This window comes from Pseudonocardia sp. NPDC049635, from assembly GCF_040659795.1.
Lineage (GTDB): Bacteria > Actinomycetota > Actinomycetes > Mycobacteriales > Pseudonocardiaceae > Pseudonocardia.
This window is the reverse complement of the sequence record NZ_JBFAON010000029.1, coordinates 13,745-39,286: the sequence shown is the minus strand read 5'-3', so window position 1 is coordinate 39,286 and position 25,542 is coordinate 13,745. Positions and strand designations below refer to the sequence as shown.

Below are 25,542 nucleotides of genomic sequence, written 5' to 3'. Positions count from 1 at the left end.
TTTGCTTTACTACAAGCAATTATTCTGTGGTCCCAGCAGGAAGGGGTCACCACTCGTGTCCGAGACCATCCGCGGGAGGCCAGTCGAGACGCGCGGTGCCGAGCCGCTCCCCCGCCGGCACCTCGCCTTCACCGTCGTCGCGCTCACCCTGCTGATGTTCGCGCAGGACCAGACCGCCATCGCGACCGCGCTCACCACGGTCAGCGCCGACCTCGGTACCGATCTCGCCTGGGCCGGCTGGATCGTCACCGCCTTCGCGATCGGGCAGATCCTCACTCTGCCGCTCGGTGGCCAGGTCGCCGACCGGTTCGGCCGCCGCCGCGCCTTCCTCACCTCGGTGGCCGCGTTCACCGTGCTCGCCCTGCTGTGTGCGGTGGCGACCGGCATCGGCCAGCTCATCGCGCTGCGGTTCCTGCAGGGCGTGGCCGGCGGGATCATGATGCCGGCCGCCAGCGGGATCGTCGCCCATCACTACGGGCGCGACCGCGACCGGGCGCTGGCCCTGTTCACCAGCATCTTCCCGATCGGGTCGATCCTCGGCCCGGTCGTCGGGGGGCTCGTGCTGACCGTCTGGTCATGGCACGCGATCTTCCTGGTCAACGTCCCGCTCGGGGTGGCGGCGTTGGTGGTCGGCGCGCTGGTCGTGCGCGAGACACCGCGCGGCGAGCCGGTGCGCGTCGACGTCCGCGGGATCGCCCTGCTCGTGCTCACCCTGGTGTCGGCGATGGTCGCGATCACCACGCTGGGCGCCTCCAGCGGAGACACCGCGGCCACCGTGGCCGGTGCCACCGCACTCGTCGTCACCGTGGTGGGCGGGTTCGCCTTCGCCCGGCACTCCCGGTCGCGGGCCGACGCCGTCGTCCCGTGGCGGCTCATCGCCGGGCGCGGGCTCGGCCTGATGAACGCGACGAACGTGTTGTTCGGGGCCGCCGTGATCGGCTTCTCGGCGACGTTGCCGCTCTACGCCCAGGTGCGGTACGGGCTCGCCCCGCTCGCCGCAGGCGCGCTGCTGACCGGACGGGCCCTGGGCACCATCGCCGTGTCCTGGGTCTCGGTGGTGCTCCTGCGCCGCACCGGGCACCGCCCGCTGCTGATCGCCGGACTGGGCCTCATCGTGCTCGGCCTGCTGCTGGCCGCCGCCCCGTCACCCGGACCGGCACCCGAGCTGTGGCTGCTGATCGCCTCGGTCGTGCTCGGGCTCGGGATGGGCCTGACCGGGCCGGCGGCGAACAACGCCGGGATGCACCTGGTCCCCGGCGACGTCACGGCGGTCACCGGGCTGCGGATCATGTTCCGCCAGGTCGGAGGGATCACCGCGATCTCGGCGACCACCGCGGCCATCGCGGCGGCGGAGGACCCCGGCACGGCGGGTGCCGTCGCGATCGCCGTGCTGGCCGCGCTGCTGGCCTGCGTCATCGTGTTCGCGGCGCGCATCCCGAACCACCGGGGACGGTGGTGACCGCTCGGTCAGCGCCGGGAGCGCGCCCGGTTCCCGCGCCGACCGCGGTTCCAGCCGCCCAGGATGCCGATGGCCTCGACGAACGACTCGGCAGCCTTGGAGAGCTTTCGACGGGCCTTCTTCATCGCATGTCCTCCACAGGGTTCGGTACGGGTTCTCCAGAACTGCTCGGGAGCCGCGCTCACCGTCCCAGAGGCGCGGACCGGACTTCGCGAGGGGGCATTGCTCCATCCCGGTGATGCCGGTCCGCCGGTCGCTTCCGGAGCGGAAGCACATCACCCGGCTGCCGCGCCCGGCTGCGGCGTGTCCGGCCGGTGCCCGCCGTCCGGAGCAGCGCAGGCGAGGGGTCCGACGCCGGCACCCGGCGCCCGGGTGACACGAGCCGTGTGTGGCCCGCGCCCGGCGGTGGTACTCCCCGCGGGTCACCCGGTGGAGTGATGCGTGGATCGCCGCCGGGCACGGACGGACCGAGGGGGCCAGGTGACACCGGACGTACTGATGTGGGTCGTGATCGCGGCGGTCGTGCTGCTCGTGCTGGGCGCCGTCCTGGTGATGGGTTCGCGGTTGCGGGGCAGGCGCCGCACGGCCGCATTGCGCAGGCACTTCGGCCCGGAGTACGACCACGTGGTCGATCTCTCCGGTGGCCGCGCCCAGGGCGAGGCCGAGCTGCAACGCAGGCTGTCCCGGCGCCGCGAGCTCGACGTACGCGAACTCGACGCCGACGAGCGCGAACAGTTCGCGGCGCAGTTCCAGCAGGCGCAGAACTCCTTCGTCGAGACCCCGCGCACCGGTCTGCGCGACACCGACCTGCTGGTGCAGCAGGTGATGCGCAGCCGCGGTTTCCCGGTCGAGCACTTCTCCGAGCGCGAGGCGATGGTGTCGGTGGACCACCCCGACCTGGTCGGGCACTACCGCGCCGCGCACGCGATCGCCGTCGCCGACAGCCAGGAGGAGGCCGACACCGAGCAGCTGCGGCAGGCGATGGTCGACTACCGCTACCTGTTCGACGAGCTCATCGGCGCCGGCCATCCGGAGAGCACGCACCGCGACCTGCGGGCGTCGTGACCGGACCGGGTGACCCGACCACACGGGTCCCGGCCGTCGAGGGGGACCTGCTCGGCGGCCGCTACGAGCTGCGCGAGGTGCTCGGCGAGGGCGGGATGTCGCGCGTGCACCTCGGCCACGACCGGGACCTGGACCGGCCGGTGGCGGTCAAGCTGCTGCACTCCGCGGACCCCGACGACGTCGCCAGGATCGGTGACGAGGCCCGGGCCGCCGCTGCGGTCGACCACCCGGGTGTCGTCCAGGTGTTCGACGTCGGCACCGCAGGCGAGGGCGTCTACCTGGTCATGTCGCTCGTCGAGGGCGAGACGCTCGCCCGGCGGGTGCAGCGCGACGGGCCGCTCGACCCGGCCGAGGTGGTGCGGATCGGCGTCGCGGTGTGCGACGCGCTGGGTGCCGCGCACCGGGCCGGGGTGGTGCACCGCGACGTGACCCCCGGCAACATCGTCCTCGGTCCGGACGGCCGGGTGACCGTCACCGACTTCGGCATCGCGCGGCTCGGCGAGGGCGCCGGGCGCACCCGTACCGGGTACGTGGTCGGCACCCCGCTGCACATGGCCCCCGAGCAGGGCCGCGCCGCCGGCCGGGTGGACGGCCGCGCCGATCTCTACGCGCTGGCCTGCTGCCTGTTCACCGCGCTCACCGGCCGGCCGCCGTTCACCGACCCGGACGCGTTCACCGTGGTGCTCGCGCACCTGCGCGACGCCCCGCCGCGGCCGTCGTCACTGCGCGCGGGGATCCCGCCCGCGCTGGAGGAGACGTTGCTGTGGGCGCTGGCGAAGGACCCGGACCGGCGCCCGCCGGACGCGGCCACGCTGGCCGCGGCCCTGGCCTCGGGCAGCGGCCGGACGGCCCCGGTGCCGCCGCCGCGTCACGGTCCCGGCTCGACCCGTCAGCTGCCCGGCGGGGGCCACGCCACCGGCGCGGCGCCGCACGCGCTGCACAGCGCCCTCGACGACACACTCGGCGACGTCGAGCACGACGACGCGGCCGCCGCGGACCGGCGGCGCCGGATCGGCCTGGCGCTGATCGTGCTGGCCGCGCTGCTCGTGCTGGGGGTGCTGGCCGCGGCCCTGCTCCTGTGACCGGACAGACGTCGTCACACCCTGGGCCCCGGTACACACCCGTCGTGACAGGTATGCGGTGGGGTCATGGGGTGTGATCTGCAGCCCGTGGGTGTGAGCCGGCGGGCAGCCGGGTGTCGACCGCGATGCCGGCACGCAGGAGCGGGCCGAGCAGGGCGGAGGCGCCGCGCCTCGGGAGCGCGGAGAGCCGCGCGGCGAGCGCCGGCAGCGCCCGGTGCGCGCCGGCCTCCACCACGTGCGCGACGTTCAGCGCGGCCAGCCGGTGGGTGTCCAGCGCGCTGTGGCCGTGCCCCACGAGCGGGACCAGCACCGCGTCCGGCAGCAGTGCGACCACCCGTTCGGCGACGGGTCGGGGTGAGCGCAGGTCCCGGTCGCCGGACACCACCGCCACCGGCCAGGTGAAGCGCTCCAGCTCGGCCGCGATGTCGTAGGGCGGGGTGCGCGGCTGCGAGGCCGGGGCGAGTGCGAACAGCCGCTGCGGGTCGAGCACGTGCCCGTCCGGCGGGGTGTCGAAGCCCAGTTCGCCCTGCCCGATGGGCCGCACGAGGTCGGGCTCGAACACCAGCGGCTGCCCGGTCGGGGACTCGACCTCGGCCCGGCCGAGCCGGGCGATCCGCGCCCAGCTGCGCCCGGCCCGCCCCCGCAGGCGCGCCTCCAGCAGCCGTTCCAGCGGCTCGGTGCCCGCGAACTCGTACACGTGCTGGACCACGCAGGACAGGTCCAGGGGCTCCTCCCCCGCGGCGGCGAGCTCCCTGACCAGCGCCGCGCACCGGGCCGTCGCCGGATGGAGCCCGTCCCAGAACAGTGCCCGCAGGTGGGCCCGGACCTCTGCCATGTCCCCGGCGTCGAGTCCCGGCGCGTCGAGCACCATCGCCGCGACCCGGTCCGGGTGCCGGATCCCGAACAGCTGCGCCAGGTAGCTGCCGTAGGAGGTGCCGTAGACGACCGCCTGCTGCACGCCCGCGGCGTCCAGCACCGCGGCCAGGTCGTCGGCGGCGGCGGTGCTGGTGACGTCGTCGACGGTCAGGTCCGTCCCGGCCGAGTCGCGGCGGGAGAACCCGACGCCGCGGTGCTCCATCATGATCACGTCCAGACCGCGACGGGCGGCGGCCCGGCGCAGTCCCCGGTAGGGCAGCACCGAGGCCAGTCCGGGGCCGCCCGGGATGGCCAGCACGGGCGTCCGCTCCCCCGGCCCGGCCCGCACCCGGGCCAGTGGCAGCTCGCGGCCGTCCGTCAGCGGGCGCGCCACCCACCCACCGGACCGCAGCACCTCGGTCCGGCCCATCGACGCCCATGCCGCCGTCGGGTCCCCCATCGTCGCTCCCCTCGTCGTCCGGCCGGGTGATCCACGAACGAGTGTCCCTCCGGGTTCCCGGCTCAGCTGTGATCCGCCGCGGCGCCGACCCGGCGCAGCACCAGTGCCAGCGCGAGCGCGGCGAGCAGCAGGCCGCTGACGTAACCGGCCAGGGCCGGCCAGCCACCGTGGTCGAAAGCGATCCCGCCGACCGCACCACCGATGCTGGACCCTGCGTAGTAGCCGACCAGATAGAGCGACGCCGCCTGGGCCGGCACCGCACCGGGGAGCAGCCGGGAACGACGGCCGACCCAGCTGCTGGCCACCGAGTGCGCACCGAAGAAGCCGACCGTGATCATCAGCAGCCCGGCGAGCACGGAGCCCAGCACGTCCGGCACGGTCACCCAGACCCCGGCCAGCGCGAGCAGGGTGGCCGACCACAGCACCGGCCGCCGCCCGAACCGGTCGCCCAGCCGGCCCGCCCGGGTGGAGGCCCAGCTGCCCGCCAGGTAGCCGAGGAACACCAGGCCGACCTGCGTGCCGGGCAGCGAGAACGGCGCGGCGAGCAGCCGGAACCCGAGGTAGTTGTAGACCGTCACGAACGCGCCCATCAGCAGGAACGCCATACCGAACAGGCACAGCAGACCCGGGTCGGTGAGGTGGCGGCGCAGCGGGCCGCCGAGGTCGCGCAGCCGGGTCCGCGGCGGGGTGCCAGCGGTCGGTGGCGGCAACAGCAACCGGAACGCGACGGTCGCCAGCACCGACAGCCCGCCGACGGCGGCGAGCCCGGCCCGCCAACCGCCCAGCTCCGCCACCCAGGAGGCGAGAAGGCGCCCGGAGAGCCCGCCGAGCGTGTTGCCCGCGATCAGCAGCCCGACCGCCCCGCCGAGGTGGCGGCCGGTGACCTCGTGGGTCAGGTGCGCCATGGACAGCGCGGGGAGCGCCGCGAGCGAGACCCCCTGCAGCGCCCGGACCGCGACGAGGGCCTCGAAGGTCGGTGCGAGCGGGGTCAGCAGGGCCAGCAGCACCGACACCGCGAGCGCCCACGTCATCACCCGGGCCCGGCCCCACGCCTCGGTCACCGCCGAGAGCGGGAGCACGGCGAGGGCCAGCGTCCCGGTCGTCGCGGACAGCACGAGGCTGGCCGTCGACGATCCGACCCCGAACTCCGCAGACAGCGCGGGCATCAGCCCCTGCACGCCGTAGACCAGCACGAACGTCGCCACCCCGGACAGCCAGAGTGCGACGCCGAGGCGCCGGTAGCCGGGCGAGCCGCGCTCGTGGGGCGGGGCGGCGAGCGTGGCGCACCGGTCGGTCGTCGTCATCGCCCAGGACGGTAGGCGCGTCCCGGGGAATGCGTCCAATGCATGTATCGGAGCTGTACTATGCAAGAATGCATGAGTTGTTGGCTCCTGCGCTGCACCGCTTCGTCGCCGTCGCACAGGACGGGCACCTCACCCGGGCGGCCGAGCGGATCGGTGTGCCGCAGCCGACGCTGTCCCGCTCGATCGCCCGCCTGGAGGACGAGCTGGGTGTCGCGCTCTTCCGCCGGGTCGGCCGCGGCCTACGGCTCACCCCGGCCGGTCGCACCCTGCAGGCACGGGCGGAGGTGGCGCTGGCCGAGCTGGCCGCGGCCGCGGCGGAGCTGGCCGGTGACGCGGACCCCACGACCGGCCTGGTCACCTTCGGCTTCCTCGGCACGCTCGGCCCCGAGGTGGTCCCCCGGATCCTGCGCGGATTCCGCGACGCGCACCCGGGGATCCGGATCGACCTCGTCCAGACCCGGCACGCCGCCCTGCTCGACCGGGTCCGCGACGGCACCGTCGACCTGGCCCTGACCTCACCGATGCCCGACGAACCGGGCCTGGTCGCGACCGCGCTGGCCGACGAGGAGCTGCGGCTCGCGGTGCCGGCCGGGCACCGGCTCGCCCGTGGGAAGACCGCCGATCTCGTCGAGGTGGCGGGCGAGCCGTTCCTGCAGTTCGCCCGCGGGTACGGGCTGCACGGCATCGTCCGCGCCTGGTGCGAGCAGGCCGGTTTCCGCCCGCGCGTCGCGTTCGAGGGCGGTGAGACGGCGACCCTGCGCGGTCTGGTCGGTGCGGGCCTCGGGGTGGCGCTGCTGCCGCGCGGACCGGACGTCCCCGGTGTCGTCCAGCTGCCGGTCCGGGCACCGCACACCGTCCGGACACTCGGAATGGTGCACGCCGCCGGTGGCCGGCGGACCGCTCCCGTCCGGGACCTGTGCGACTTCGTCACCGAGCACGGTCCCGGACTGCTGCAGGCCGCCGAGCCGTGACGGCCACGAGCCGCGGCGTCGCACGGACTGCTCCGCCGGGATCAACGGGCTACCGTCGAGCCATGACGCCGGTGATCGACGACGAGGGCCGCACCGTTCCGGTGCCCGCACAGGTGCGGCGGGTGGTCTCCCTGGTGCCCTCCCTGACCGAGGCGGTCGAGGCGACCGCACCCGGGCTCGTGGTGGGCGCCACCGACTGGTGCACCCATCCGGAGGGGCTCGCTGCCGAACGGGTGCGCGGCACCAAGAACCCGGACGTCGAGCGGGTCCTCGCGCTCGCCCCGGATCTCGTGCTCGCCAACCAGGAGGAGAACCGGCTCCCCGATCTGGACGCGCTGCGCGACGCCGGCGCCGCCGTGTACGTGACCGACATCCGCGACGTCGACGGCGGGCTCGCCTCGCTCGGCCGGATGCTGGCCGCCTGCCGGCTCGCCGAGCCGGCGTGGCTGCGCGAGGCCCGCGAGCTGTGGGCCGGGGTGCGCCCCGCCTCCCCGCGGCGCCGGGTCGTCGTCCCGATCTGGCGCAGGCCCTGGATGGCGGTCGGCTCGGACACCTTCACCGGTGCCGTGCTGGACCGGCTCGGGTTCGACAACGTGCTCGCGGACTCGCCCGAACGCTATCCCCGCATCGACCCGGCCGATCTGCCACCGCACGATCTCGTGGTGCTGCCCGACGAGCCGTACCTGTTCACCGCCGACGACGGGCCGGAGGCGTTCGACGCCCCGTCCGCCCTGGTCAGCGGGCGGTTGCTGACCTGGTACGGGCCCAGCCTCCTCGAGGCGGCGCGCGAGCTCCCCGACGCACTCCGGTCCTCGGCGCGCACCTGACGGGCCACCGCGCCGGCGCCGGATCCTCCGGGTCACCGTGGTCCGGTGACCACATCGGACGAGCACGGGTCGGCCCGCGACCGGACGGGCACGGGCCGACCCGTCACGATCAGCCCTGCTCCGCCCGCACCAGGTCGGCGCACTTCTCGCCGATCATCATGGTGGTGATGTTCGGGTTGATCGCCGGCAGGAACGGCATCGCCGAGGCGTCCGCGACCCGAAGGTTGGTCACGCCGCGCACGCGCAGCTGCGGATCGAGGACGGCCGCCGGGTCGCCGTCGGTGCCCATCTTCGCCGTGCACGCCGGGTGGTAGACGGTGTTGTGGGTCTTGGAGATGTAGTCGGCCAGCTCGTCGTCGGTGACGGCGTCCGGGCCGGGCGCCAGCTCCGCGGCGATCCACTCCCTCAGCACGGGCTGCTCGGCGATCCGGCGGGCCAGCCGGATGCCCTCGGTCATGATCCGCATGTCGTGCCCGTCGGGGTCGGTGAAGTACCGCGGGTCGACGCGTGCCCGGTCCCGGAAGTCGCGGGTCCGCAGCCGCACCGTGCCGCGGGACCGGCCGCGGGTGACGTTCGGGGTCAGGCAGAACCCGTTGTCGGTGGTCGGGTAGCCCCAGCGCAGCGTGTTCATGTCGAACGGCACCGAGCCGTAGTGCATCATCAGGTCAGGCCGGTCGAGCCGCGGATCGGTCCGGTGGAACAGGCCGATCTCCCACCACTGGGTCGACTCGGTGACCATCGGCCGCGCCGCGTCGAAGAAGACCAGGCCCTCCACGTGGTCGTCCAGGTCGGATCCCACGCCCGGCGCGTCCACCAGCACGTCGATGCCGAACTCGCGCAGGTGAGCGGCCGGGCCGATGCCCGACAGCATGAGCAGCTTCGGGGTGTCGATCGCACCGGCCGAGAGGATCACCTCACGGTCGGCGTGCGCCGTCTCGCGACCCGGGCCGATCCCGCGCTGGTACTCGACGCCGGTCGCCCGGTGGCCGTCGAACAGCACCTGGGAGGCCCAGCAGTCCGTCCGGACCTCCAGGTTCGGCCGCGAGTCCAGGATCGGGTGCAGGTAGGCCACCGACGCCGACGACCTCGTCCCGTCGGGCAGCGCGTTGATCTGGAAGTAGCCGGCGCCGTCGGTGACGGTGACGCCCTCGTTGAACCGCACCGTGGGCATCCCGACCGCGGCCGCCGCCTCCAGCACGGCGTTGCCGCAGGGGTCGTGCGGCGGGATCTGCATGAGGTTGACCGGGCCGGAGCGGCCGTGCCCGTGGTGGGCGGGACCGCGCCACTCCCCGTCGTTGGTCTCCAGGCGCGCGATCAACGGCCAGCAGTCGTCGGCGGACCAGCCGGTGAGCCCGGAGGCGGCCCACTCGTCCAGGTCCTCGCGCGGCGTCCAGAACGCGATGCAGGAGTTGTGCGAGGAGCAGCCGCCGAGCACCTTCGCGCGGGCGTGCCGCATGTGCGAGTTGCCGCGCTCCTGCGGTTCGACCGGGTAGTCCCAGTCGTAGCCGGAGTCGAGCAGGTTCATCCAGTCGGCGAGCCGCAGGATCGCGGGATCACCGACGTCGGACGGGCCCGCCTCCAGCAGCAGGACCCGGGTCGAGGGGTCCTCGGACAGCCGCGCGGCGACCGCGCAGCCCGCGGACCCGCCCCCCACCACGATGTAGTCGAACCGGTCGCTCACTTCTGCTCCCCTGCCCTGTCCGCCGTACCTGCTGTGCTCGCTGCGGCTTCGGTGCTCCCGGCGAACCAGCGCTGCGGCTCGGGTGCGGTGTTGTGCCAGATGTGCTTGATCTCCTGGTACTCGGCCAGCCCGGTCGGGCCGAGCTCACGGCCGTTGCCCGAGCGGCCCATGCCGCCCCACTCCGCGCCCGGGAAGTACGGGTGGAAGTCGTTGATCCAGACGGTGCCGTGGCGCAGCGCGTTCGCGACCCGGTTGGCCCGCCCCATGTCCTGGGTGAACACGGCACCGGCCAGGCCGTACTCGGTGTCGTTGCCGAGCCGGATCGCCTCGGACTCGGAGCTGAACCGCTCCACCGTCAGCAGCGGGCCGAAGGTCTCCTCGCGGACCAACCGGGAGCCCGGGGCCAGATCGGTGATCACCGTCGGCAGGTAGAAGTAGCCCCCGCGCAGCTCCGGATCGTCCGGCCGGGCGCCTCCGCAGCGGATCGTCGCGCCCTCCGCGCGGGCGGCGGCGACGAAGTCCTCGATCTTGGCCAGGTGGGCGGCGGACACCAGCGGGCCGACCTCGACGCCGTCGGCCAGACCGTTGCCGAGCCGGATCCGCTGCGCCCGGCGGACGATCTCGTCGACCACGGCGTCGGCGATCGAGTCCTCGATGATCAGCCGCGCGCCCGCCGAGCAGACCTGCCCGGAGTGCAGGAACACGGCGAGCATCGCGTAGTCCACGGCCAGCTCGAAGTCGGTGTCGGCGAAGACGATGTTCGGGTTCTTCCCGCCGAGCTCGACGGCGGTGCGCTTCACCGTCTCCGCCGAGGCGCGGATGATCGCGCGACCGGTGTTCAGCCCGCCGGTGAACGAGACCATGTCGACGTCGTCGTGCTCGGTCAGCGGTGCGCCCACCGACGGACCGTCGCCGAGCACGATGTTGACCACGCCGGGCGGGATCCCGGCCTCGGCGCACAGCTCCACCAGCTTGAGCGACGTCAGCGGGGTCACCTCGCTGGGCTTGATCACCATCGTGTTGCCGGCGGCGATCGCCGGGGCGACCTTCCAGGACAGCTGCAGCAGCGGGTAGTTCCACGGCGTGATCAACGCGCAGACCCCGATCGGCTCGTGCACGATCCGGGACACCACGGCGTCGTTGCCGGTGTCCACGATCCTCCCGGCGTCCTTGTCGGCCAGCCCGGCGTAGTAGCGGAAGACCGCGGTGACGTCGTCGACGTCCTGCCGCCCTTCGGCGATGGTCTTGCCGGTGTCCAGCGTCTCGGTCCGGGCGATCTCCTCCCGGTCGCGGACCAGGAGGTCCGCGACCGTGGCGAGGATCGCACCGCGCTCGGCGGTGGACGTCGCGCGCCACGGTCCGCCGTCGAACGCGCGGCGGGCGGCGGCGACCGCACGGTCGACGTCGTCCGGTCCGGCCTGGTCGACCTCGGTCACGATGGACGCGTCGTACGGGTTGATCACCGGAGCGGTCCCGGCGGAGCCGCCGGTCCAGGTTCCGTCAATGTAGAGGCTCGGCACCGGGGCAGCGTTCACCTGCGGATGAACGAACGCAAGCCGTGGTCGGACCCGGACGGGGTTCGACACCAACGGGTGAGGGTCACGCTTTCCCGCCGCACCTGGCGGGCGTCGAGGAGACCGCGGAGTTAGGGTTGCGTCATGGGCAACCCGGTGCGGAGTCGCGAGTCCGGGGTGCAGTCCGTCGATCGCGCGATCACCGTCCTGGAGCTCATCGCCGGGCTCGGCGAGGCCGGGGTCAGTGAACTCGCCGCTGCACTCGAGGTGCACAAGTCCACGGCCTTCCGGCTGCTCGGGGCACTCGAGGAGCACGGGCTGGTCGAGCAGATCGGGGACCGGGGCAAGTACCGCCTCGGGTTCGGTCTCATCCCGCTCGCCGGCCGGGTCGCCGAGCGGTTGGAGGTCACCACCCAGGGCCGCCCGGTGTGCGACGAGCTGGCCGCCCGGCTCGGCGAGACCGTGAACATCGCGATCCCGGACCGCGGCTTCGCGGTCAACGTCGACCAGGCCCGCGGGCCCGCCATGGTCACGACCTACAACTGGCTGGGCCGGATCACCCCGATGCACAACACCTCCAGCGGCAAGGTGCTGCTCGCCGCCGCCCTCGCCGACGATCCCACGGCGCTGCCGGAGGAGATCCGGCCCACCGACCGGGCGGCCCTGTCCGCCGAGCTCGCCCGGGTCGCCGCCGTGGGGTACGCCTGGTCGCTCGAGGAGCTGGAGACCGGGCTGAACGCGGTCGCCGCGCCGGTGCGCGACCACAGCGGATCCGTCGTGGCGGCGCTGTCGGTCTCCGGGCCCTCCTACCGGCTCCCCGTCGAGCGGATCGAACAGATCACCCCGGACGTGGTCGCTGCCGGCCGCGAGATCAGCCGCCGGATGGGGTTCTGGGAGCCGGACTAGAGCTTCTCGAGCACCGTGGGCAGGTTGCGCTCGATCTCGTCGCCGAGTCGCTCGAACTCCCGGCGCAGGAACGGCACGGCCAGCTTCAACAGCCCCTTGAACCGCAGGTCGGCCTGATAGGTGACGACGCTTCCACCCTCGGGAGCGGGATCGGCGAGGATCTCCACGGTCGCGGTGACCGTGCTGTTCTCCCCGACGAACTCCAGCCGCGAGTCCGTACGTCCGACGAGGGTGTAGCCGAGCTCGGTCTCCCGGCCGTTGTACACCGCGACGGCGTGCCAGGTGGAGCCGACGTCGATGGGGCCACCGTCGTCCGACCGGGTGCACGACTTCGTCCCGGGGTTCCAGTCCTCGCTGTGCCCGAGATCGGCCAGATAGCCGAGCACGGCAGCGGCAGGGGTGGACACCGTCATCACCCGCTGGAAGCCGACCACGTCGCTCCTCTCACCCCGACTCGGACGGCGAAGATGGTCTCACGTCGGCGAACCTTGATCGAGAGCGCCGCCGCTCGCCCGCGCGGTGGTCACGGCCGCGACCCGGTTCCGGCGTTCCGCCGCGCAGGCGGGGCCGTCCGGCGCAGACTGCGGAACCTCGGCGGGTCGTACCCGACGCCCGCACCGTGCCCGGGAGGCCGACCGGTGGTACCGACGAACGCGTCCGAGCCCAGCACCCCGGGGACCGTGTTGGTCGAACCCGACCTGCTCCTGACCTGCTCGGGACGGCTGGTCGAGGTCGCCGAGGCATTGCACTCCGATGCCACCTCGGTGCCGCCGCTGCCGCCGGAGCCCGGATTCGGCTCGGGCGCCGCCGCCGCGGATCTCGAGGCGGACCTGCTCGACGCGGTCCGCGGGCACGCCGAGCGGCTCCGAGGCACCGCCGTCGCGGTCCGCGCCGCTGCCGTGGACTGGCGCGAGGCAGACGAGACCGCCGCCGCCTCGTTCGCCGGCTGATCGCGTGCTGTCGCTGCATGACCTGCTGGCAGCCGACCCCGGCGCCTGGTTGCGCCGGGCCCGCGCCTGGGACGCCCTGTCGCACCGCCTCACGTCCCGGGTCGACGACCTCGACCGTTCCGGCATCGCCGCACTGCCGGAGCGCTGGGCCGGCGCGGACGCGGATCGGGCCCGCGAGGGGAACGAGGCGCTGCGCTCCCGGCTGGTGACCGACGCCGCGCTCGCCGCCCGGGCCGGTGACGTGCTCGGCACGCACGCCGGTGAGGTGCTCACCGCACAACGCCGGATCGTGCAGGCCGCGCTCGGGGTCAACCCGCTGCTCGACGTGGATCTCACCACCGGCACGGTCTCGGTCCCGGCCACGGTGCGTGGGGTCGCGGCCGCCGTGCTCCCGTTCGGCGGCCCCGCCCTCACCGGCCTGCTCGCGGCCGAGAGCCTGCGGTTCGGTGCGGCCGTCCGTTCCGCACTGGCCGACGCGGCCCGGTCGGACGCCGCGGCCACCGCGGCGCTGCGGGCCCTGCGTCCCTCCGCAGCCGGCAGCGGATCAGTGGTGGCACCGGCCGGGGCGGCGGCCGCCCGTGCCTGGTGGAGCGATCTGCCCGACGACGAACGGGACCGCCTGACCCGCACCCGGCCGGACCTGGTCGGAGGCACCGACGGGATCCCGCCGTCCGACCGCGACCGGGCCAACCGGAGCCGGCTCGACGCCGAGCGCAGCAGGCTCCGGGCGCTCGCCGACCAGCTGCGGATGGCCGGTGACGAGGGCGGCGCCGAGCGGGCCGAGGCCGATCTCGCCGGGTTGGACGCGGTGCACGGCAGGCTGGCCGCCACGGATGCGCTGCTCCTGCACCTGACCCGCGGCTCCGGCAACGGACAGGTGGTACTGGCCGTCGGTGATCCGGAACGGGCCGCCCACGTGGTCACCCACGTCCCGGGGACCGGGGCGGGCTGGGCGTCGGCGGCAGAGGACCTGCGCCGTGTCGATGCGACCCGGGACGCCGCCCGGGGCGCGGCACCCGACGGTGAGGTGGCCGCGGTGCTGTGGACCGGTTACGACGCCCCCGCCGATCTCTCGGACGCCATCGACGACCGCGGGGCGGACCGCGCCGCGGTCGACCTGCGCCGCTTCCAGGACGCGCTGCGCACCGGGCACGACGGGCCGGTGCACCTGACGACGGTCGGGCACTCCTACGGTTCGCTGGTGCTCGGCCGGGCCGCCGGGCCCGGGATCGCGGCGGACGACGTGGTGTTCGTCGGCAGCCCCGGGGTCGGGGTGGGACACGCGTCCGAGCTCGGGGTGCCCGTCGACCGGGTCTGGGCGACGACCGCCGCCAACGACCCGATCCGGCTGGCCGCAGGCTCCGAGGTGTTCAGCACCTCGCGCGGGTTCGGCCCGGCGGGCCTGATCCACGGACCCGACCCGTCCCGGGCCGGGTTCGGCGCCGCGGTGTTCGACTCGGCACCGGGTCCGCTGGGGCGCGCCCTGGCCGACGACCCCACGACACCGACCGACGAGTCGGAATGGATGTCCGCGCACAGCTCCTACTGGGATCCGGGCACACCCGGACTCGACACCATCGGGCGAATCGTCGCCGGGACGACAGGGGGGTTACGCTGAGTGACCGCCGGGACGCTCACCGGGACCCGGAACCGTCCGTCCGGCGGAATGAGCGGCCGCTCAATGAACCAGCGATGGCGCAGGTCACAGATAGTCGTCACATAGACGGCGACTACCCTCCCACCGGGCCGGGCACGGGCAGTAGCATGCGGTCGTGACCGAGACCGAGAGCAGACCGGCGCGGCGCACCGGACGCCCCCCGTTGACCGACCGGGCCACGCTGCTCGCAGCCGCCCGAGAGCTCGGTTTCTCCGACCTGACGGTCGGCGCGGTGACCGCCCGGGTCGGCGTCAAGTACTCGACGTTCTACCGGCACTTCCCCAGCCTGGAATCGCTGGTGGCCGCGCTGGTGGACGACGTGGTGACCGAGGACGTCTTCCCCGAGTCCGAGGGCCGGTGGCAGGAGCAGCTCCTCGCCTTCGCCGCGGCGACGTTCGACGTGATGGCCGCCCATCCCGGCCTCGCGCCGGCGCTGGTCCGGCTGCCCGAAGCGCCGGAGGCCCTGATGTCGGTGCTGCAGCGCCTCACCGACCGGTTGCTCGCCTCGGGGCTCAGCGCCGAGGACTCGGTGCTCGCCGCGAGCACCACGCTCCAGATGGCCATGCACCCCTGGCTCTGTGCGAACGGGCACGGCGTGGGCGACCTGCGCCGCCGCGACCAGGTGCTGGAGTCGCCGCAGCCGTTCGACCCGCAGGTCCGCGCGGTGTTCCGCGATGGGATCGACGACCCGCCCCGCAGCTGGACGCTGCGCCGGACGGAGCTGTTCATCGCCGGGTTGGAGACCCGGCTCGCCGACTGACCGACCCCCCGACACGGGAACGCCCGGGGCGCTCGATGCGCCCCGGGCGTTGCCGTCGGTGGGAGGTTCTCCCGCTCAGGTGGGCACGACCTGGTCCGCCTGCGGACCCTTCTGCCCCTGCGTGACCTCGAAGGTCACGGCCTGCCCCTCGTCGAGGGTGCGGTACCCGGAGGACTGGATCGCGCTGAAGTGGACGAACAGGTCCTGCCCGCCTCCGTCCGGCGTGATGAACCCGTACCCCTTCTCCGCGTTGAACCACTTGACGGTTCCCTGTGGCATCCGGATGTCTCCTCGCGTCTTGCCGGTACCTACGTGGTGGACCCTAGCCGTCAACACGCCCGAGGGGGACCGGGCGGCGGCATCAATGTCGGGCGCGTCGCGGACTGATGTCCGCTTCGTCCCGATCTTTCCCTCCTGAGTCGTCCGGTGCGTCCGGGCGGTCAGGCGAGCTCGACGTGGGCGCGCACCATCGCGCCGTCGTCGGTGAGCCACCCCTTCCGCTCGGCGTAGGCCAGCATCGCGGTGAAGCCGTCCTCCCAGTCGTCACCGACCCGGCCCTCGGCGAGCCGGCGCACCGCGGTGACCCGCACCAGCACGTCGTCGCCGTCGAGCTGCCCGATCTCGTGCGTGGACAGCGCCGCGGCGAGATCGTCCGGCGTCATGGCGGCCGGGCGGACGACGTGGAAGGCGGTGAACACCTCCGGCTCGGCCAGGCGGACGCCGGACCCGGTGACTTCTACGAACACGGGACTCCTCTACAGACGGTAGCTGCGAATCTTGGTGTACAGCGCGGTCCGCGATATTCCCAGCTCGCGGGCCGCGGTGGACTTGTTGCCGCCATGGGCACCGAGCACGGTGCGGATCACCTGTGCCTCGGCGCGCTCCAGCGGGGTGAGCGCGCGCCGGGTCGCCGCCGCCCGGATCCCGTCCGGCAGCGCGGCCGCGGGCAGTACCGGGCCGGGATCCTCGGCGACGGCGTCCCGGACCGCCCTGGCGAGCTCGGCGAGGTTGCCGGGCCAGTCGTGGCGGCGCAACGCGGCGAGCGCGTCCGGGGCGAACGACAGGCCGGTGCCGTGGCGGCGCAACAACGTCCGGGCGAACGCGGCGACGTCGTCGGGCCGGCTGCGCAGCGACGGCAGGGTCACGGTGCCCGCACCGAGCGCGTCGAGCAGCAGTGCGGCCGACGGTGCCGGTGACTCGCCGTCGGCGACGGTCACGGTCAGCCCGACCGACGCGCGGGCGCCGAGCACCGCGGCGACCGCTCTGGCCGTGGCCGGATCGAGCATCTCGACGTGCCGCAGGACGACGGCGGTGCCCGCCGGCACCGCCCGCAGCCGCCCGACCCAGGCGCCGGGACCGTCGACGGCGTGCGTCGCGGCGTCCAGCGCGGTGTGCGGCCCGAGGACGGATCCGAGCAGGGTCGCCTTCCCCGTCCCGCTCTCACCGCGGACCGCGACCGGCCCGGCGCCGACCAGCCGGGCCACCCGGTCCGCGGCCGCCGACCACGGGTCGGGGTCCGGGGCGGGACGGCGGCGCGGGACGGCGGGCGTGACCGGCTGCTCCGGCCCGGACACGGTCAGCAGTGCGCCCGCCGTGATGCCGCCGGCCCGCACCAGCCGCACCCGCGCGGTGAGGTCGGCCGGCAGGTCGATCGACACCCCGTCCACGATGTCGTTGCGTGGCGAGCGCAGCTCGTCCCAGATGTCGAGCCGGTCCAGGCCGATGTCGGCGGCCTCGGAGTTGGTGATCAGCACACCGTCCCCGATCACGGCCACCGGCCCGCTCCGCGTCCGCTGTTCGGCGAGGAACGCGTCGAGCAGGTGCCGTTCGCGCACGCTCGCCCGATCGAGCAGGGCGGTCCGGATCTCCTCCACGAGCTTGCGCACCACGACCGAGAGCAGCTGGTTCGCGTCACCGGCGCGACAGGTCACGTTGACGGCGCCGACGGTGCGGCGGGTGATCGGGTGCCGGACCGGCGCCGCCACACAGGTGACGTCGTGGAAGCGCTGCACGTAGTGCTCCGTGCCGTGCACGACGGCGAGGGTGCCGGTCTCCAGCGCCGTGCCGAGACCGTTGGTGCCGACGTACTCCTCGCCGAAACAGAAGCCCTCGACCACCGACAGCTCGTCCAGGGTGCCGCGCAGCATCGGTTCGGAGACCCAACGCCAGATCACACTGCCGTGCTCGTCGGAGAGCGCGAGACAGGACCGGTCACCGACCAGCAGCCCGGCCATCCCCGTCATGATCGGTATGGCGACGCGGGCGAACGACGAGTCGGCATCGGTCTCGACGTACGGGACGTCGACGTACTCGGGATCGACACCGCTGAACCGGGAACGCCGCCACGAGGTGAGGACGTCGCCCCGCAGGTCCTCGGGCTCCTCGCCGGACTGGAACAGCTCCCAGACGCTCCTGCTCGACATCGACCCCTCCCCTCGGTGGGTGATCCTCACCCGTACGGCGCCGGGACGCCAGGGCCGGGCCCCTCGGCGGGAGGGCCCGGCCCCGGCAGGAGGACCTCAGCCCCCGGCCTTCTCCTGCTCGTAGCGCTTGGTCATCTCCGCGACGGCGTCGAGCTGGGTCTTGGCGTGCCGATCGCGGGTCGAGGTGGCCCGGTCCTTCGCCGCGAGGGTGCCCGCGGCCTGGCCCTGGAACTCCGGCATCACGTGCTGGGCGATCAGCTCGTAGGACCGCCTCGTGGCCTGCGGGTTCGCCCACTCGTGCCCCAGCAGCAGGAACGCCCCGAATCCACCCGACTGGTCCGCGAGCTTCTGGACCTGCGCCTTCGCGTCCTCGACGGTGCCGATCGCACCGATCCCGGCTTCGTTGATGAAGTCGATCATCTCCTTGATGTCACCGCCCTCCACCGCCATCTGCGGGAACGCCGCGACCTTCTGGAAGTACCGGAACCAGTGCTCGATCCCGTACTCGACCTCGCGGTAGGCCTGCTCCCGGGTCTCGGCGATGTGCATCAACCCGACCAGGCGCCACTTCGACCGGTCCGGGGTCGGCTGTCCGAAGTGGGCGGCGCGCTCCTCCACGACGCTCCAGTGGTGGGCGAGCGCGTCGAACCCGTCCTGAGTGAGGGTGGCGCCGATCGAGAGCAGACCGACACCGTGCTGGCCGGCCATCCGCGGCCCGGTCGGCGAGGCCACCGCGGCGACCGCGACGTCGAAACACGGGTCGGTGTAGGGGGCGAGCTGCAGCTGGGCGTCGATCAGCGTGTGCGTGCGGGTCTCGGCGTTCACCACCTCGCCGCGCAGCAGCCGCATGATGATGTCGAGGTTCACCTCGAGCAGCTCGCGGGTGTCGGTCGGGTCGAGCCCGATCATCGCCGAGTCGGTCGGCAGCGAGCCCGGACCGCAACCGAGCATCGACCGGCCGCGGGTGAGGTGATCGAGCATCACCATCCGGTCGGCCACCCACAGCGGGTTGTGGTACGAGATCGAGGTGACACCGGTGCCCAGCTTGATGTTGCGGGTCCGCTCCGCTGCGGCGGCGATGAAGATCTCCGGCGAGGCGATGATCTCCGAGCCCGCCGAGTGGTGCTCACCGAACCACGCCTCGTCGTAGCCGAGGCGGTCGAGGTGCTCGACCAGCTCGAGATCGCGCTGCAGGGCCAGCGTGGGGTTCTGGCCGGGCTTGTGGAACGGCGCGAGGAAAGTGCCGAAGCGGAGTCGGGTCACGGGGGCCTCCAGGGGGTTGTCGGATGCGGCCGTGATCCCGACCGCGCTGTCCGGAGTCCTCAGGATGACGCCGGTCACTCCCGCCGAGGTGTGCGGAAAGTTGACAGTCGACCGACGGCAGGCGAGCCCGGTGTCACCTGCCGCGCTCGCGGAGCTCGATCCCGGTGGGCGCCGTCGCACCCGCCAGCCCGCACACCAGGTCCAGCTCGGCGACCACGTTCGCGAGGACCTGGGCGACCCCGCGGGCCCCGTCGAGGGCCAGCCCGTGCACGAACGGGCGCCCGAGCAGCACCGCGCGGGCACCGAGCCGGACCGCGATCGCCACGTCCGCGCCGGTCCGCACACCGCTGTCGAGCAGCACCGGTGCCTGCTCGCCCACCGCCTCGGCGACGCCCGGCAGCGCGTCCAGCGCGGCGACCGCGTGGTCGACCTGGCGTCCGCCGTGGTTGGACACGATCACGCCGTCGGCACCCGAGTCCATCGCGCGCCGGGCGTCGTCGGGATGCAGGACACCCTTCACCAGCAGTGGCAGCCGGGTACGCCCGCGCAGCCCGGCCAGGTCCGCCCAGGACAACCCGGGCCGGGAGTAGACCTGCAGGAACGTCTCGACCGCTGCCCGCGGGAGGGGTGAGCGGAGGTTGTCGAGGAACCGGCCGGGCACGTTGCGGGTGATCTCGGCCAGGGTCCGGAGCGCCTGCGCGGTGACCTTCGGGGCCGGTCCGGAGCGCGGCCCGGCCAGCCGCTGCTCGACGAGTCCCCGGAACACCGGGTCCGAGGTGTACTGGGCGATGCCGATCCCGCGGGCGAACGGCAGGTGCCCGAGGTCGAGGTCGTGGGGCCGCCAGCCCAGCATCGTGGTGTCCAGGGTGACCACGACCGCGTCGCACCCGGCGGCCTCGGCGCGCGCGAGGAAGCTGTCGACGAGCTCGTCGGAGGTCGACCAGTACAGCTGGAACCAGGTCGGCCCACCGCCGCCGGTGACCTCCTCGACCGGCACACCGGCCTGGTTGCTGATCACCATCGGGATCCCGGCGGCGGCCGCCGCCGCGGCGACCGCCCGGTCGGCTCCCCGCCGGACCAGGTCGGCCGCGCCGATCGGGGCGAGCAGCAGCGGTGCCGGCAGCCACCGGCCGAACAGCTCCACGGACAGGTCGCGGTCACCGACCTCGCGCAGCAACCGCGGCACGATCTCCCAGCGGCCGAACGCCTCCCGGTTCGCCCGCATCGTGGCACCCGCTCCGGCTCCCCCGCTGACGTAGGCGTCGGCGCGGCGGCTCATCACCCGTCGGGCGCGCCGCTCCAGCTCGTCGGGCCCGGTGGGGACACGCGGCCGGGTGCCGGCCGCGCCCTGCCGGAAGATCTGCTCCTGCCGCGCCCGCCCCGGTGCCGGCTCCCCCACGTGGCCTCCTCCGCTCGTCCGGACGCTCACGTTACGGGCGACCGGTCTCCGGTGCGGAGCCCTCGGCCGCGCGCACCCGGACGAGCTGCGCGATCAGGGCAAGCACCGGCAGCTCCAGCAGCGGCCCGACGACGAGCGCGACCGCGATCAGCGGCCGGTCGGGGAACGCGGCGACCGCGATGGCCAGCGCGATCGGGGAGTTCCGCGCGGTGCTGACCATCGTCAGCGTCACCCGGTGGTCGGCGGGCAGCGCCAGCAGCCGGGCGGCCGCCGTCGCGAGCAGCGGCGCGACCACGAAGAAGATCAGCAGCGGCGGGAGCAGCGCGAGCAGGTCCGCGGCGTGCGCGAGCACGGTGCGGGCCTGCGAGGCGAACATCGCGCCCACCGCCAGGTAGAGCATCGGCAACACCAGGCGCGACGCCGGGGCGACGATCCGCCGGTCCCGCCACCCGCTCCCCCGCCATCGGGTGGCGAGCGCCCGCAGTGTCGTCGCGACCACCAGCGGCACGACCAGCACCAGCAGCACCGACTCGACGAGCGTGCCGGCGTCGACCATCGCCGACCGGCCACCGAGCAGCAGCACGTACACCGGCAGCAACGCCAGCTGCAGCACCAGGTTGACCGGCAACAGGGCTGCGGCGATCCCGGTGTGTCCCCGCGCGATCGCGGTGAACACCAGGTACCAGTCGGTGCACGGGGTCACCAGCAGCAGCAGGAGACCGATCCGCAGGTCCGGTTGCCCGCCGAGCAGGCCGGCACCGAGCGCCCAGGCCAGCAGCGGGGTGACCACGAAGTTCAGCACCAGGCTCGCCGCGACGAGCCGGCCCGCCCCCCGCACCTCACCGACCTGCCGGGCGTCCATCTGGAGGACGACGGCGGTCACCATCACCAGCAGCGCGGGCAGGACGAGCAGGGCCGCGGTCTCCCCCACCGGGAGCAGCAGGCCGGCGCCGAGCCCGACCAGCGCGGCGACCGTGACCAGAACGCTCTGCAGCCGTTCGGCAAGGCTCATCGGCGGTCCTCCCCGGGCGGCGCGGTCGCTGCCGGGACGTCGGGCCGCGCCGGTGCGGAGCCGCTCCCGCCCGGCGCCTCCTGCGGGCGGCCGGGCCGGCAGCACGATCGCCGCCAGGATAACCGCCACCGGCGGTGGTGCCGTGGGTGCGCCGCGCCGGTAGTACCCTCGCGCGGTGCTCGGCGTCGACCACCCGCTGCCGGCCCGGCCACGACGGGTCGCCGTCGCGGGCGTGGCAGGGGTGGGGAAGACGACGGCGGCCGCGCGGATCGCCGGGGTGCTCGGTGCCCCGCACACCGAGATCGACGCGCTGTTCCACGGTCCGGGGTGGACCCCGCGACCGTCCTTCCTCGACGAGGTCGGCGAGCTGGTGGCCGGTGGGTCCTGGGTCGTCGAATGGCAGTACGCGACGGCCCGGCCGCTGATCGCGCGGCGGGCCGACCTGTTGGTGTGGCTGGACCTGCCGTTCTGGCGGGTGACGTTCCCGCAGGTCCTGCGGCGGACGGTGCGCCGCAGAGCAGCTCGGGAGGTCCTGTGGAACGGCAACGTCGAGCCGCCGTTGCACCGGGTCCTCACCGACCGGCAGCACATCCTGCGCTGGGCGGTGTCGACGCGACACAAGTTCCGCACCCTGGTCCCCGAGGCGCACCGGAGCGTCGACGGGCCGACCGTGGTGCGGCTGCGGTCGCGCAGCGAGGTCACCCGCTGGATCGAGGGCCCGCTGGTCGAGTCGGTACGGCGCAGCAGGCACTGAGCACTGCTGCCCGGCCCCGGGGACGCGGCGGAGTTCACCGCACCGGTGCCCGGCGGGACCCTCGGTCAGGCAACGCGCGACCGCGTGTCGGCTCCCGGCGCCGGGCGCGAGCGCACTCCCCGGGCGACGACGACGGTCGCGGCGAGGAAGACGATCTGCAGCACCGTCCGGGGCACGAGTTCCTGCGTCCAGCCCACATCGGTCCCGGTCAGCGCCAGGTGGACGTTGGCCGGGAACATCACGACGAGCAGCGCGCCCAGCGCCGCCGCCGACCAGCGCGCGGTCCGCCGGTCCAGCAGCGCCACCGCCCCGACCAGCTCCAGCACACCGGTCACCGTGACCAGCAGCTCCGGGGCGGGCAGCCCCGGCGGCACCATCGCCACCAGCTCCTCGCGCATGCCGACGAAGTGCGCGATGCCGGTCATCGCGAACATCGCCGCCAGCCCGATCCGCAGCGCCTCGGCAGGACTGCGGAAGCGAGGGTCACCGACCATGCCGTACACCATCGCCGCGGCGGTCACCGCCAGGAGCATGACCAAGGGCGCCATTAGATAGTCCTCCTATCCGTTTTGTCGGCGCTAGACTGCCGCTCACCCGGCTCGACGTCAAGAGGGCGGGGAATCCGGGGTCGTCAGGGTGCGAGCAGCCGCCCGGCCAGGTCGCGGACGGCGGGCCGGGCATCGGAGATCCGGATCCGTGGGTCCCGGAGCGCGGCGCCGACCAGCGCGTCCACCGCGCCGTTGAGCATGATCGAGGCAGTGCGCGGGTCGACGTCCCCACCGGCCCGGCCGGCCCGCCGGGCCTGCTCGATCAGACCGGCCAGGGCCTCCCAGCGCCGAGGGCTGCGCTGGTCGTCCTCGGTCAGCCCACGCTCCTCGGGCAGCGCCTCGGCGACGAGGCGGGCGCGTGCAGGGCGCTCCTCCAGGTGCGCCAGCAGGGCGTCGAGATCGACCTCGATGGCCGTCCAGGGATCGGGGGCCGCCTCGACCGCGCTCGCCACGTGCGCCACCAGCTCGCCGAGCACGTGCTCGTAGGCCGCCGCGATCACGGCGTCCTTCGTGGGGAAGTGGTAGAGCACTGCGGCCTTCGAGATGCCCGCGGCGGTCGCGATCCGCTGCAGCGACACCCCGCGGTAGCCGTGCTCGGCGACCAGGTCCACGGTGACGCCGATCAAGTGCTCCCTGCGGAGCCGTTCGGTGAAGGTACGGGCGCGGGGCGGCATCGTGTCCGATCCTAGGAGGTCGTGCGGGCCAGGAGCTCCGCGACGTCGGCGGCGATCCGGTCCGGTTCCTCCCCGGTCAGCGCGTGACTCGCCTCGGGGTAGACACGGACGTTCTCCGCCCCGAACGCGCGCTCGGCGACCTCGACCGCGGCCGCGGGGTCGTGCATCACCGAGCGTCCGGCCACGATCGCGAGCATCGGGACGTCGATCCCCCGGAGCCGGTCCTCGTCGATGGTGCTCGGCTGTGGTTTCCGCACGGTGTACCCGCGCATCCCCGACTCGATCATGTCGGCGACCGGCACGTCCTCCACCGGTGCGCCACCTGCGGTGTAGGAGTTGAACGAGTCGCGCCAGCTGCGCGGCAACGAGGGGAACGCCGCCGGGAGCGAGCGCAGGACGGTCCCGATCGGGATGGCGCCGTACACGTGCACCGGATCGAGCAGGGTGAGACTGGCCAGCGGTGCCTCCGGGTGGTGCACGGCCAGGTTGACCGCCGTCCATCCGCCGATCGACAGCCCGACCACATGGAACCGCTGCGGCGGAAGGGCACGCAGCGCCTGGTCGAACCACGCGGCCTGCTCGGCCTGGGTGGTGATCGGCCGGTCCTGGACGCTGTAACCGGGCTCGCCGAGCAGATCGAGCACCCACACGTCGCGCAGGGCCAGCAGGGAGGGCAGGTTGTCGGCGAACACGGGTGCACCCGAGCTGGTCCCCGGCACCAGCAGCAACGGGTCGGCGTCGGGTCGCGCACCGGCGAACCGGTAGGCGCGCACCACACCGAAGCCGGTGCGGACGTCGAGCGTCCCGGCCGGGTCGGGCAGGTCGGCCATCGCCCGCGCGTACGCGGCCCGGTAGTCGTCGGCCGCCTCGGCCGAGGTGAAGTGACCGACCGGGGACGGTTGCCGGAGCGCGAACGCCCCCGCCACCAGCAACACCGCGGCCACCAGCACGACGATCAGGAGCCGTCGCCGACGCGCCGCTGACTGAACGATGGTTGGAAGTCTAACCGAATGGTAAGTAGCGCAGTGTCCGATCTCGTCGCGATCCTCCGTCCGCGGTCCTGCGCCCGTCCGCGGGGCCGACCGCGACCCGGGAGCCCGCGGGACCGACCCCATGGCCGGCGGACCGCCGACGCGCCGCCCACCCCCTGCCGGGCGACGGGCAACCGACGTCGACCTCGCAGGAGTGCGGGCCGTCGGCGGCTCAGGGCCGTGAGCACCAGTTCACCGCACACAGTCGCTCGAATCCGTCGAGCAACAGGTCGAGACCGAACTCGAACTCGAACTGCTCGTCGCAGCCCCCGCCGAGACGCCCGAGGTCGCCGTCGACCGCGGCCAGCGCGACGGCGGCGATGCTCGGATAGGCCTCGCTCATCCGCGCCACGATCGCCTCGACCTCGTCCGGGTCAGCGGGCACCGTGGCGTCGTCCGGGACGTCGGGGGCGTCGAACGCCTCCGGGCTGAAGCCCCAGAGTCGATGCCCGAGCGCGTGCATGGCGTGGTGGGTGAGATCGGCGGAGAACCCGCCGGCCAGGAACGCCCCGGCCACGGCATCCATGTGGCCGAGCACCGCGGGCGTCCGCCGGGTGCGCGTCTGGATCACCGAGCGCAGCCAGGGACGGGCGACCACGGCGCGGCGTGCGGCGAGCACGGTGTCCCGCACGGCCGTCCGCCAGTGCTCCCGGCGGTCGGGGACAGGCAGCTCGGCGACGAACAGGTCGACCATGCCGTCGAGCAGGTCCTCCTTGTTGGCGACGTGCTTGTAGAGCGCCATCGGAACCACGCCGAGGCGAGCCGCGAGGTTGCGCATGCTCACCGCCCGGACACCCTCGGCGTCGGCGAGCACGGTCGCCTCGCGGACGGCCCGGGCGCGGGTGAGCGGCGGTCGATCCTGGTCGTCGGCCACCGGTCACCTCCGCTCCCTACCGCCGGCGGAGCCACGAGGACCTCCCGGACCGGCCGACAACGGGAGGCGCGCA

25 protein-coding genes are annotated in these 25,542 nt (G+C 73.9%); 10 read left to right on the top strand and 15 right to left on the bottom strand.

Annotation, left to right across the window (positions count from 1 at the left end):
• Positions 1 to 55: 55 nt before the first annotated feature.
• The 3 genes from AB0J24_RS24970 (at position 56) to AB0J24_RS24960 (ending at position 3,606) form a co-directional block, all read left to right on the top strand.
• Positions 56 to 1,459, top strand: a complete 1,404-nt coding sequence (locus AB0J24_RS24970; RefSeq protein ID WP_358685533.1) for an MFS transporter — start codon at positions 56 to 58, stop codon at positions 1,457 to 1,459.
• Positions 1,460 to 1,939: 480 nt separating this feature from the next.
• Positions 1,940 to 2,524, top strand: a complete 585-nt coding sequence (locus AB0J24_RS24965) for a hypothetical protein (protein WP_358685531.1) — start codon at positions 1,940 to 1,942, stop codon at positions 2,522 to 2,524.
• Positions 2,521 to 3,606 carry a serine/threonine-protein kinase gene (locus AB0J24_RS24960; protein WP_358685529.1) on the top strand — a complete coding sequence of 362 codons (1,086 nt, stop codon included), beginning with the start codon at positions 2,521 to 2,523 and terminating at the stop codon, positions 3,604 to 3,606. The genes AB0J24_RS24965 and AB0J24_RS24960 overlap by 4 nt, the downstream gene beginning before the upstream one ends.
• A gap of 64 nt (positions 3,607 to 3,670) precedes the next feature.
• Here the strand turns inward: AB0J24_RS24960 and AB0J24_RS24955 are convergent, their stop codons facing one another.
• Together AB0J24_RS24955 and AB0J24_RS24950 are read right to left on the bottom strand one after the other, a co-directional pair.
• Positions 3,671 to 4,921: an alpha/beta fold hydrolase gene (locus AB0J24_RS24955; RefSeq protein ID WP_358685526.1), complete on the bottom strand. Its 1,251-nt coding sequence runs from the start codon at positions 4,919 to 4,921 to the stop codon at positions 3,671 to 3,673.
• 62 nt (positions 4,922 to 4,983) lie between these two features.
• On the bottom strand, positions 4,984 to 6,225 hold the full coding sequence (locus AB0J24_RS24950; RefSeq protein ID WP_358685524.1) for an MFS transporter: 1,242 nt from the start codon (positions 6,223 to 6,225) through the stop codon (positions 4,984 to 4,986).
• A 68-nt stretch (positions 6,226 to 6,293) separates the two neighbouring features.
• Between AB0J24_RS24950 and AB0J24_RS24945 the strand changes: the two genes are divergently transcribed.
• The gene (locus tag AB0J24_RS24945; RefSeq protein WP_358685521.1) at positions 6,294 to 7,196 is read left to right on the top strand and encodes a LysR family transcriptional regulator; all 903 of its coding nucleotides are present in this window, start codon (positions 6,294 to 6,296) and stop codon (positions 7,194 to 7,196) included.
• A gap of 62 nt (positions 7,197 to 7,258) precedes the next feature.
• Positions 7,259 to 8,023, top strand: a complete 765-nt coding sequence (locus tag AB0J24_RS24940) for a helical backbone metal receptor (protein WP_358685518.1) — start codon at positions 7,259 to 7,261, stop codon at positions 8,021 to 8,023.
• Positions 8,024 to 8,132: 109 nt separating this feature from the next.
• Here the strand turns inward: AB0J24_RS24940 and AB0J24_RS24935 are convergent, their stop codons facing one another.
• Positions 8,133 to 9,704 carry a GMC family oxidoreductase N-terminal domain-containing protein gene (locus AB0J24_RS24935; protein ID WP_358685516.1) on the bottom strand — a complete coding sequence of 524 codons (1,572 nt, stop codon included), beginning with the start codon at positions 9,702 to 9,704 and terminating at the stop codon, positions 8,133 to 8,135.
• Positions 9,701 to 11,224: an aldehyde dehydrogenase family protein gene (locus AB0J24_RS24930; RefSeq protein ID WP_358685514.1), complete on the bottom strand. Its 1,524-nt coding sequence runs from the start codon at positions 11,222 to 11,224 to the stop codon at positions 9,701 to 9,703. Before AB0J24_RS24930 ends, AB0J24_RS24935 begins: the two co-directional genes overlap by 4 nt.
• Before the next feature lie 138 nt (positions 11,225 to 11,362).
• Between AB0J24_RS24930 and AB0J24_RS24925 the strand changes: the two genes are divergently transcribed.
• Positions 11,363 to 12,124 carry an IclR family transcriptional regulator gene (locus tag AB0J24_RS24925; RefSeq protein ID WP_358685511.1) on the top strand — a complete coding sequence of 254 codons (762 nt, stop codon included), beginning with the start codon at positions 11,363 to 11,365 and terminating at the stop codon, positions 12,122 to 12,124.
• Here the strand turns inward: AB0J24_RS24925 and AB0J24_RS24920 are convergent.
• A complete protein-coding gene (locus AB0J24_RS24920) occupies positions 12,121 to 12,558 on the bottom strand; it encodes an SRPBCC family protein (protein WP_358685509.1) in 438 nt (145 codons plus the stop codon). The genes AB0J24_RS24925 and AB0J24_RS24920 overlap by 4 nt on opposite strands.
• A gap of 246 nt (positions 12,559 to 12,804) precedes the next feature.
• Between AB0J24_RS24920 and AB0J24_RS24915 the strand changes: the two genes are divergently transcribed.
• The 3 genes from AB0J24_RS24915 to AB0J24_RS24905 all read left to right on the top strand — a co-directional run bounded on the left by AB0J24_RS24915 (position 12,805) and on the right by AB0J24_RS24905 (position 15,491).
• Positions 12,805 to 13,074 (top strand): hypothetical protein, encoded by a 270-nt coding sequence (locus AB0J24_RS24915; RefSeq protein WP_358685507.1) that lies wholly within the window; start codon positions 12,805 to 12,807, stop codon positions 13,072 to 13,074.
• Between the two features lie 4 nt (positions 13,075 to 13,078).
• Complete coding sequence (locus AB0J24_RS24910; RefSeq protein WP_358685505.1) at positions 13,079 to 14,692, top strand: alpha/beta hydrolase; 1,614 nt, start codon at positions 13,079 to 13,081, stop codon at positions 14,690 to 14,692.
• 154 nt (positions 14,693 to 14,846) lie between these two features.
• Complete coding sequence (locus AB0J24_RS24905) at positions 14,847 to 15,491, top strand: TetR/AcrR family transcriptional regulator (protein ID WP_358685503.1); 645 nt, start codon at positions 14,847 to 14,849, stop codon at positions 15,489 to 15,491.
• 75 nt (positions 15,492 to 15,566) lie between these two features.
• On the opposite strand, the gene AB0J24_RS24900 is transcribed toward AB0J24_RS24905, so the two are convergent.
• From AB0J24_RS24900 to AB0J24_RS24875, 6 genes are all read right to left on the bottom strand, one after another.
• Positions 15,567 to 15,770, bottom strand: a complete 204-nt coding sequence (locus AB0J24_RS24900; RefSeq protein WP_344020079.1) for a cold-shock protein — start codon at positions 15,768 to 15,770, stop codon at positions 15,567 to 15,569.
• Between the two features lie 161 nt (positions 15,771 to 15,931).
• Positions 15,932 to 16,237: a hypothetical protein gene (locus AB0J24_RS24895; RefSeq protein ID WP_358685501.1), complete on the bottom strand. Its 306-nt coding sequence runs from the start codon at positions 16,235 to 16,237 to the stop codon at positions 15,932 to 15,934.
• Between the two features lie 9 nt (positions 16,238 to 16,246).
• On the bottom strand, positions 16,247 to 17,914 hold the full coding sequence (locus tag AB0J24_RS24890; RefSeq protein ID WP_358685499.1) for a helix-turn-helix domain-containing protein: 1,668 nt from the start codon (positions 17,912 to 17,914) through the stop codon (positions 16,247 to 16,249).
• A 96-nt stretch (positions 17,915 to 18,010) separates the two neighbouring features.
• Positions 18,011 to 19,177: an LLM class flavin-dependent oxidoreductase gene (locus AB0J24_RS24885; protein ID WP_358685497.1), complete on the bottom strand. Its 1,167-nt coding sequence runs from the start codon at positions 19,175 to 19,177 to the stop codon at positions 18,011 to 18,013.
• 133 nt (positions 19,178 to 19,310) lie between these two features.
• On the bottom strand, positions 19,311 to 20,576 hold the full coding sequence (locus AB0J24_RS24880) for an alpha-hydroxy-acid oxidizing protein (protein ID WP_358685494.1): 1,266 nt from the start codon (positions 20,574 to 20,576) through the stop codon (positions 19,311 to 19,313).
• A 31-nt stretch (positions 20,577 to 20,607) separates the two neighbouring features.
• Entirely contained in the window at positions 20,608 to 21,588 is a 981-nt protein-coding gene (locus AB0J24_RS24875; protein ID WP_358685492.1) for a bile acid:sodium symporter, read from the bottom strand.
• A gap of 175 nt (positions 21,589 to 21,763) precedes the next feature.
• Between AB0J24_RS24875 and AB0J24_RS24870 the strand changes: the two genes are divergently transcribed.
• Positions 21,764 to 22,342, top strand: a complete 579-nt coding sequence (locus AB0J24_RS24870; protein ID WP_358685489.1) for an AAA family ATPase — start codon at positions 21,764 to 21,766, stop codon at positions 22,340 to 22,342.
• A 65-nt stretch (positions 22,343 to 22,407) separates the two neighbouring features.
• Here AB0J24_RS24870 and AB0J24_RS24865 read toward each other — a convergent pair whose 3' ends face one another.
• The 4 genes from AB0J24_RS24865 to AB0J24_RS24850 all read right to left on the bottom strand — a co-directional run bounded on the left by AB0J24_RS24865 (position 22,408) and on the right by AB0J24_RS24850 (position 25,469).
• Positions 22,408 to 22,890, bottom strand: a complete 483-nt coding sequence (locus AB0J24_RS24865) for a DoxX family membrane protein (protein ID WP_358685487.1) — start codon at positions 22,888 to 22,890, stop codon at positions 22,408 to 22,410.
• Positions 22,891 to 22,973: 83 nt separating this feature from the next.
• Positions 22,974 to 23,564, bottom strand: a complete 591-nt coding sequence (locus tag AB0J24_RS24860) for a TetR/AcrR family transcriptional regulator (protein ID WP_358685484.1) — start codon at positions 23,562 to 23,564, stop codon at positions 22,974 to 22,976.
• Positions 23,565 to 23,575: 11 nt separating this feature from the next.
• A complete protein-coding gene (locus AB0J24_RS24855) occupies positions 23,576 to 24,508 on the bottom strand; it encodes an alpha/beta hydrolase (protein WP_358685482.1) in 933 nt (310 codons plus the stop codon).
• Positions 24,509 to 24,767: 259 nt separating this feature from the next.
• Positions 24,768 to 25,469, bottom strand: a complete 702-nt coding sequence (locus AB0J24_RS24850) for a TetR/AcrR family transcriptional regulator C-terminal domain-containing protein (protein WP_358685479.1) — start codon at positions 25,467 to 25,469, stop codon at positions 24,768 to 24,770.
• Between the last annotated feature and the right edge of the window lie 73 nt (positions 25,470 to 25,542).

Bases quoted from the DNA above. Each gene is read 5' to 3' on its own strand.
- AB0J24_RS24955 (WP_358685526.1), bottom strand. From the start codon at position 4,921: ATGGGGGACCCGACGGCGGCATGGGCGTCGATGGGCCGGACCGAGGTG.
- AB0J24_RS24900 (WP_344020079.1), bottom strand. From the start codon at position 15,770: ATGCCACAGGGAACCGTCAAGTGGTTCAACGCGGAGAAGGGGTACGGG.
- AB0J24_RS24925 (WP_358685511.1), top strand. From the start codon at position 11,363: ATGGGCAACCCGGTGCGGAGTCGCGAGTCCGGGGTGCAGTCCGTCGAT.
- AB0J24_RS24875 (WP_358685492.1), bottom strand. From the start codon at position 21,588: ATGAGCCTTGCCGAACGGCTGCAGAGCGTTCTGGTCACGGTCGCCGCG.
- AB0J24_RS24945 (WP_358685521.1), top strand. From the start codon at position 6,294: ATGCATGAGTTGTTGGCTCCTGCGCTGCACCGCTTCGTCGCCGTCGCA.
- AB0J24_RS24940 (WP_358685518.1), top strand. From the start codon at position 7,259: ATGACGCCGGTGATCGACGACGAGGGCCGCACCGTTCCGGTGCCCGCA.
- AB0J24_RS24950 (WP_358685524.1), bottom strand. From the start codon at position 6,225: ATGACGACGACCGACCGGTGCGCCACGCTCGCCGCCCCGCCCCACGAG.
- AB0J24_RS24890 (WP_358685499.1), bottom strand. From the start codon at position 17,914: ATGTCGAGCAGGAGCGTCTGGGAGCTGTTCCAGTCCGGCGAGGAGCCC.
- AB0J24_RS24860 (WP_358685484.1), bottom strand. From the start codon at position 23,564: ATGCCGCCCCGCGCCCGTACCTTCACCGAACGGCTCCGCAGGGAGCAC.
- AB0J24_RS24865 (WP_358685487.1), bottom strand. From the start codon at position 22,890: ATGGCGCCCTTGGTCATGCTCCTGGCGGTGACCGCCGCGGCGATGGTG.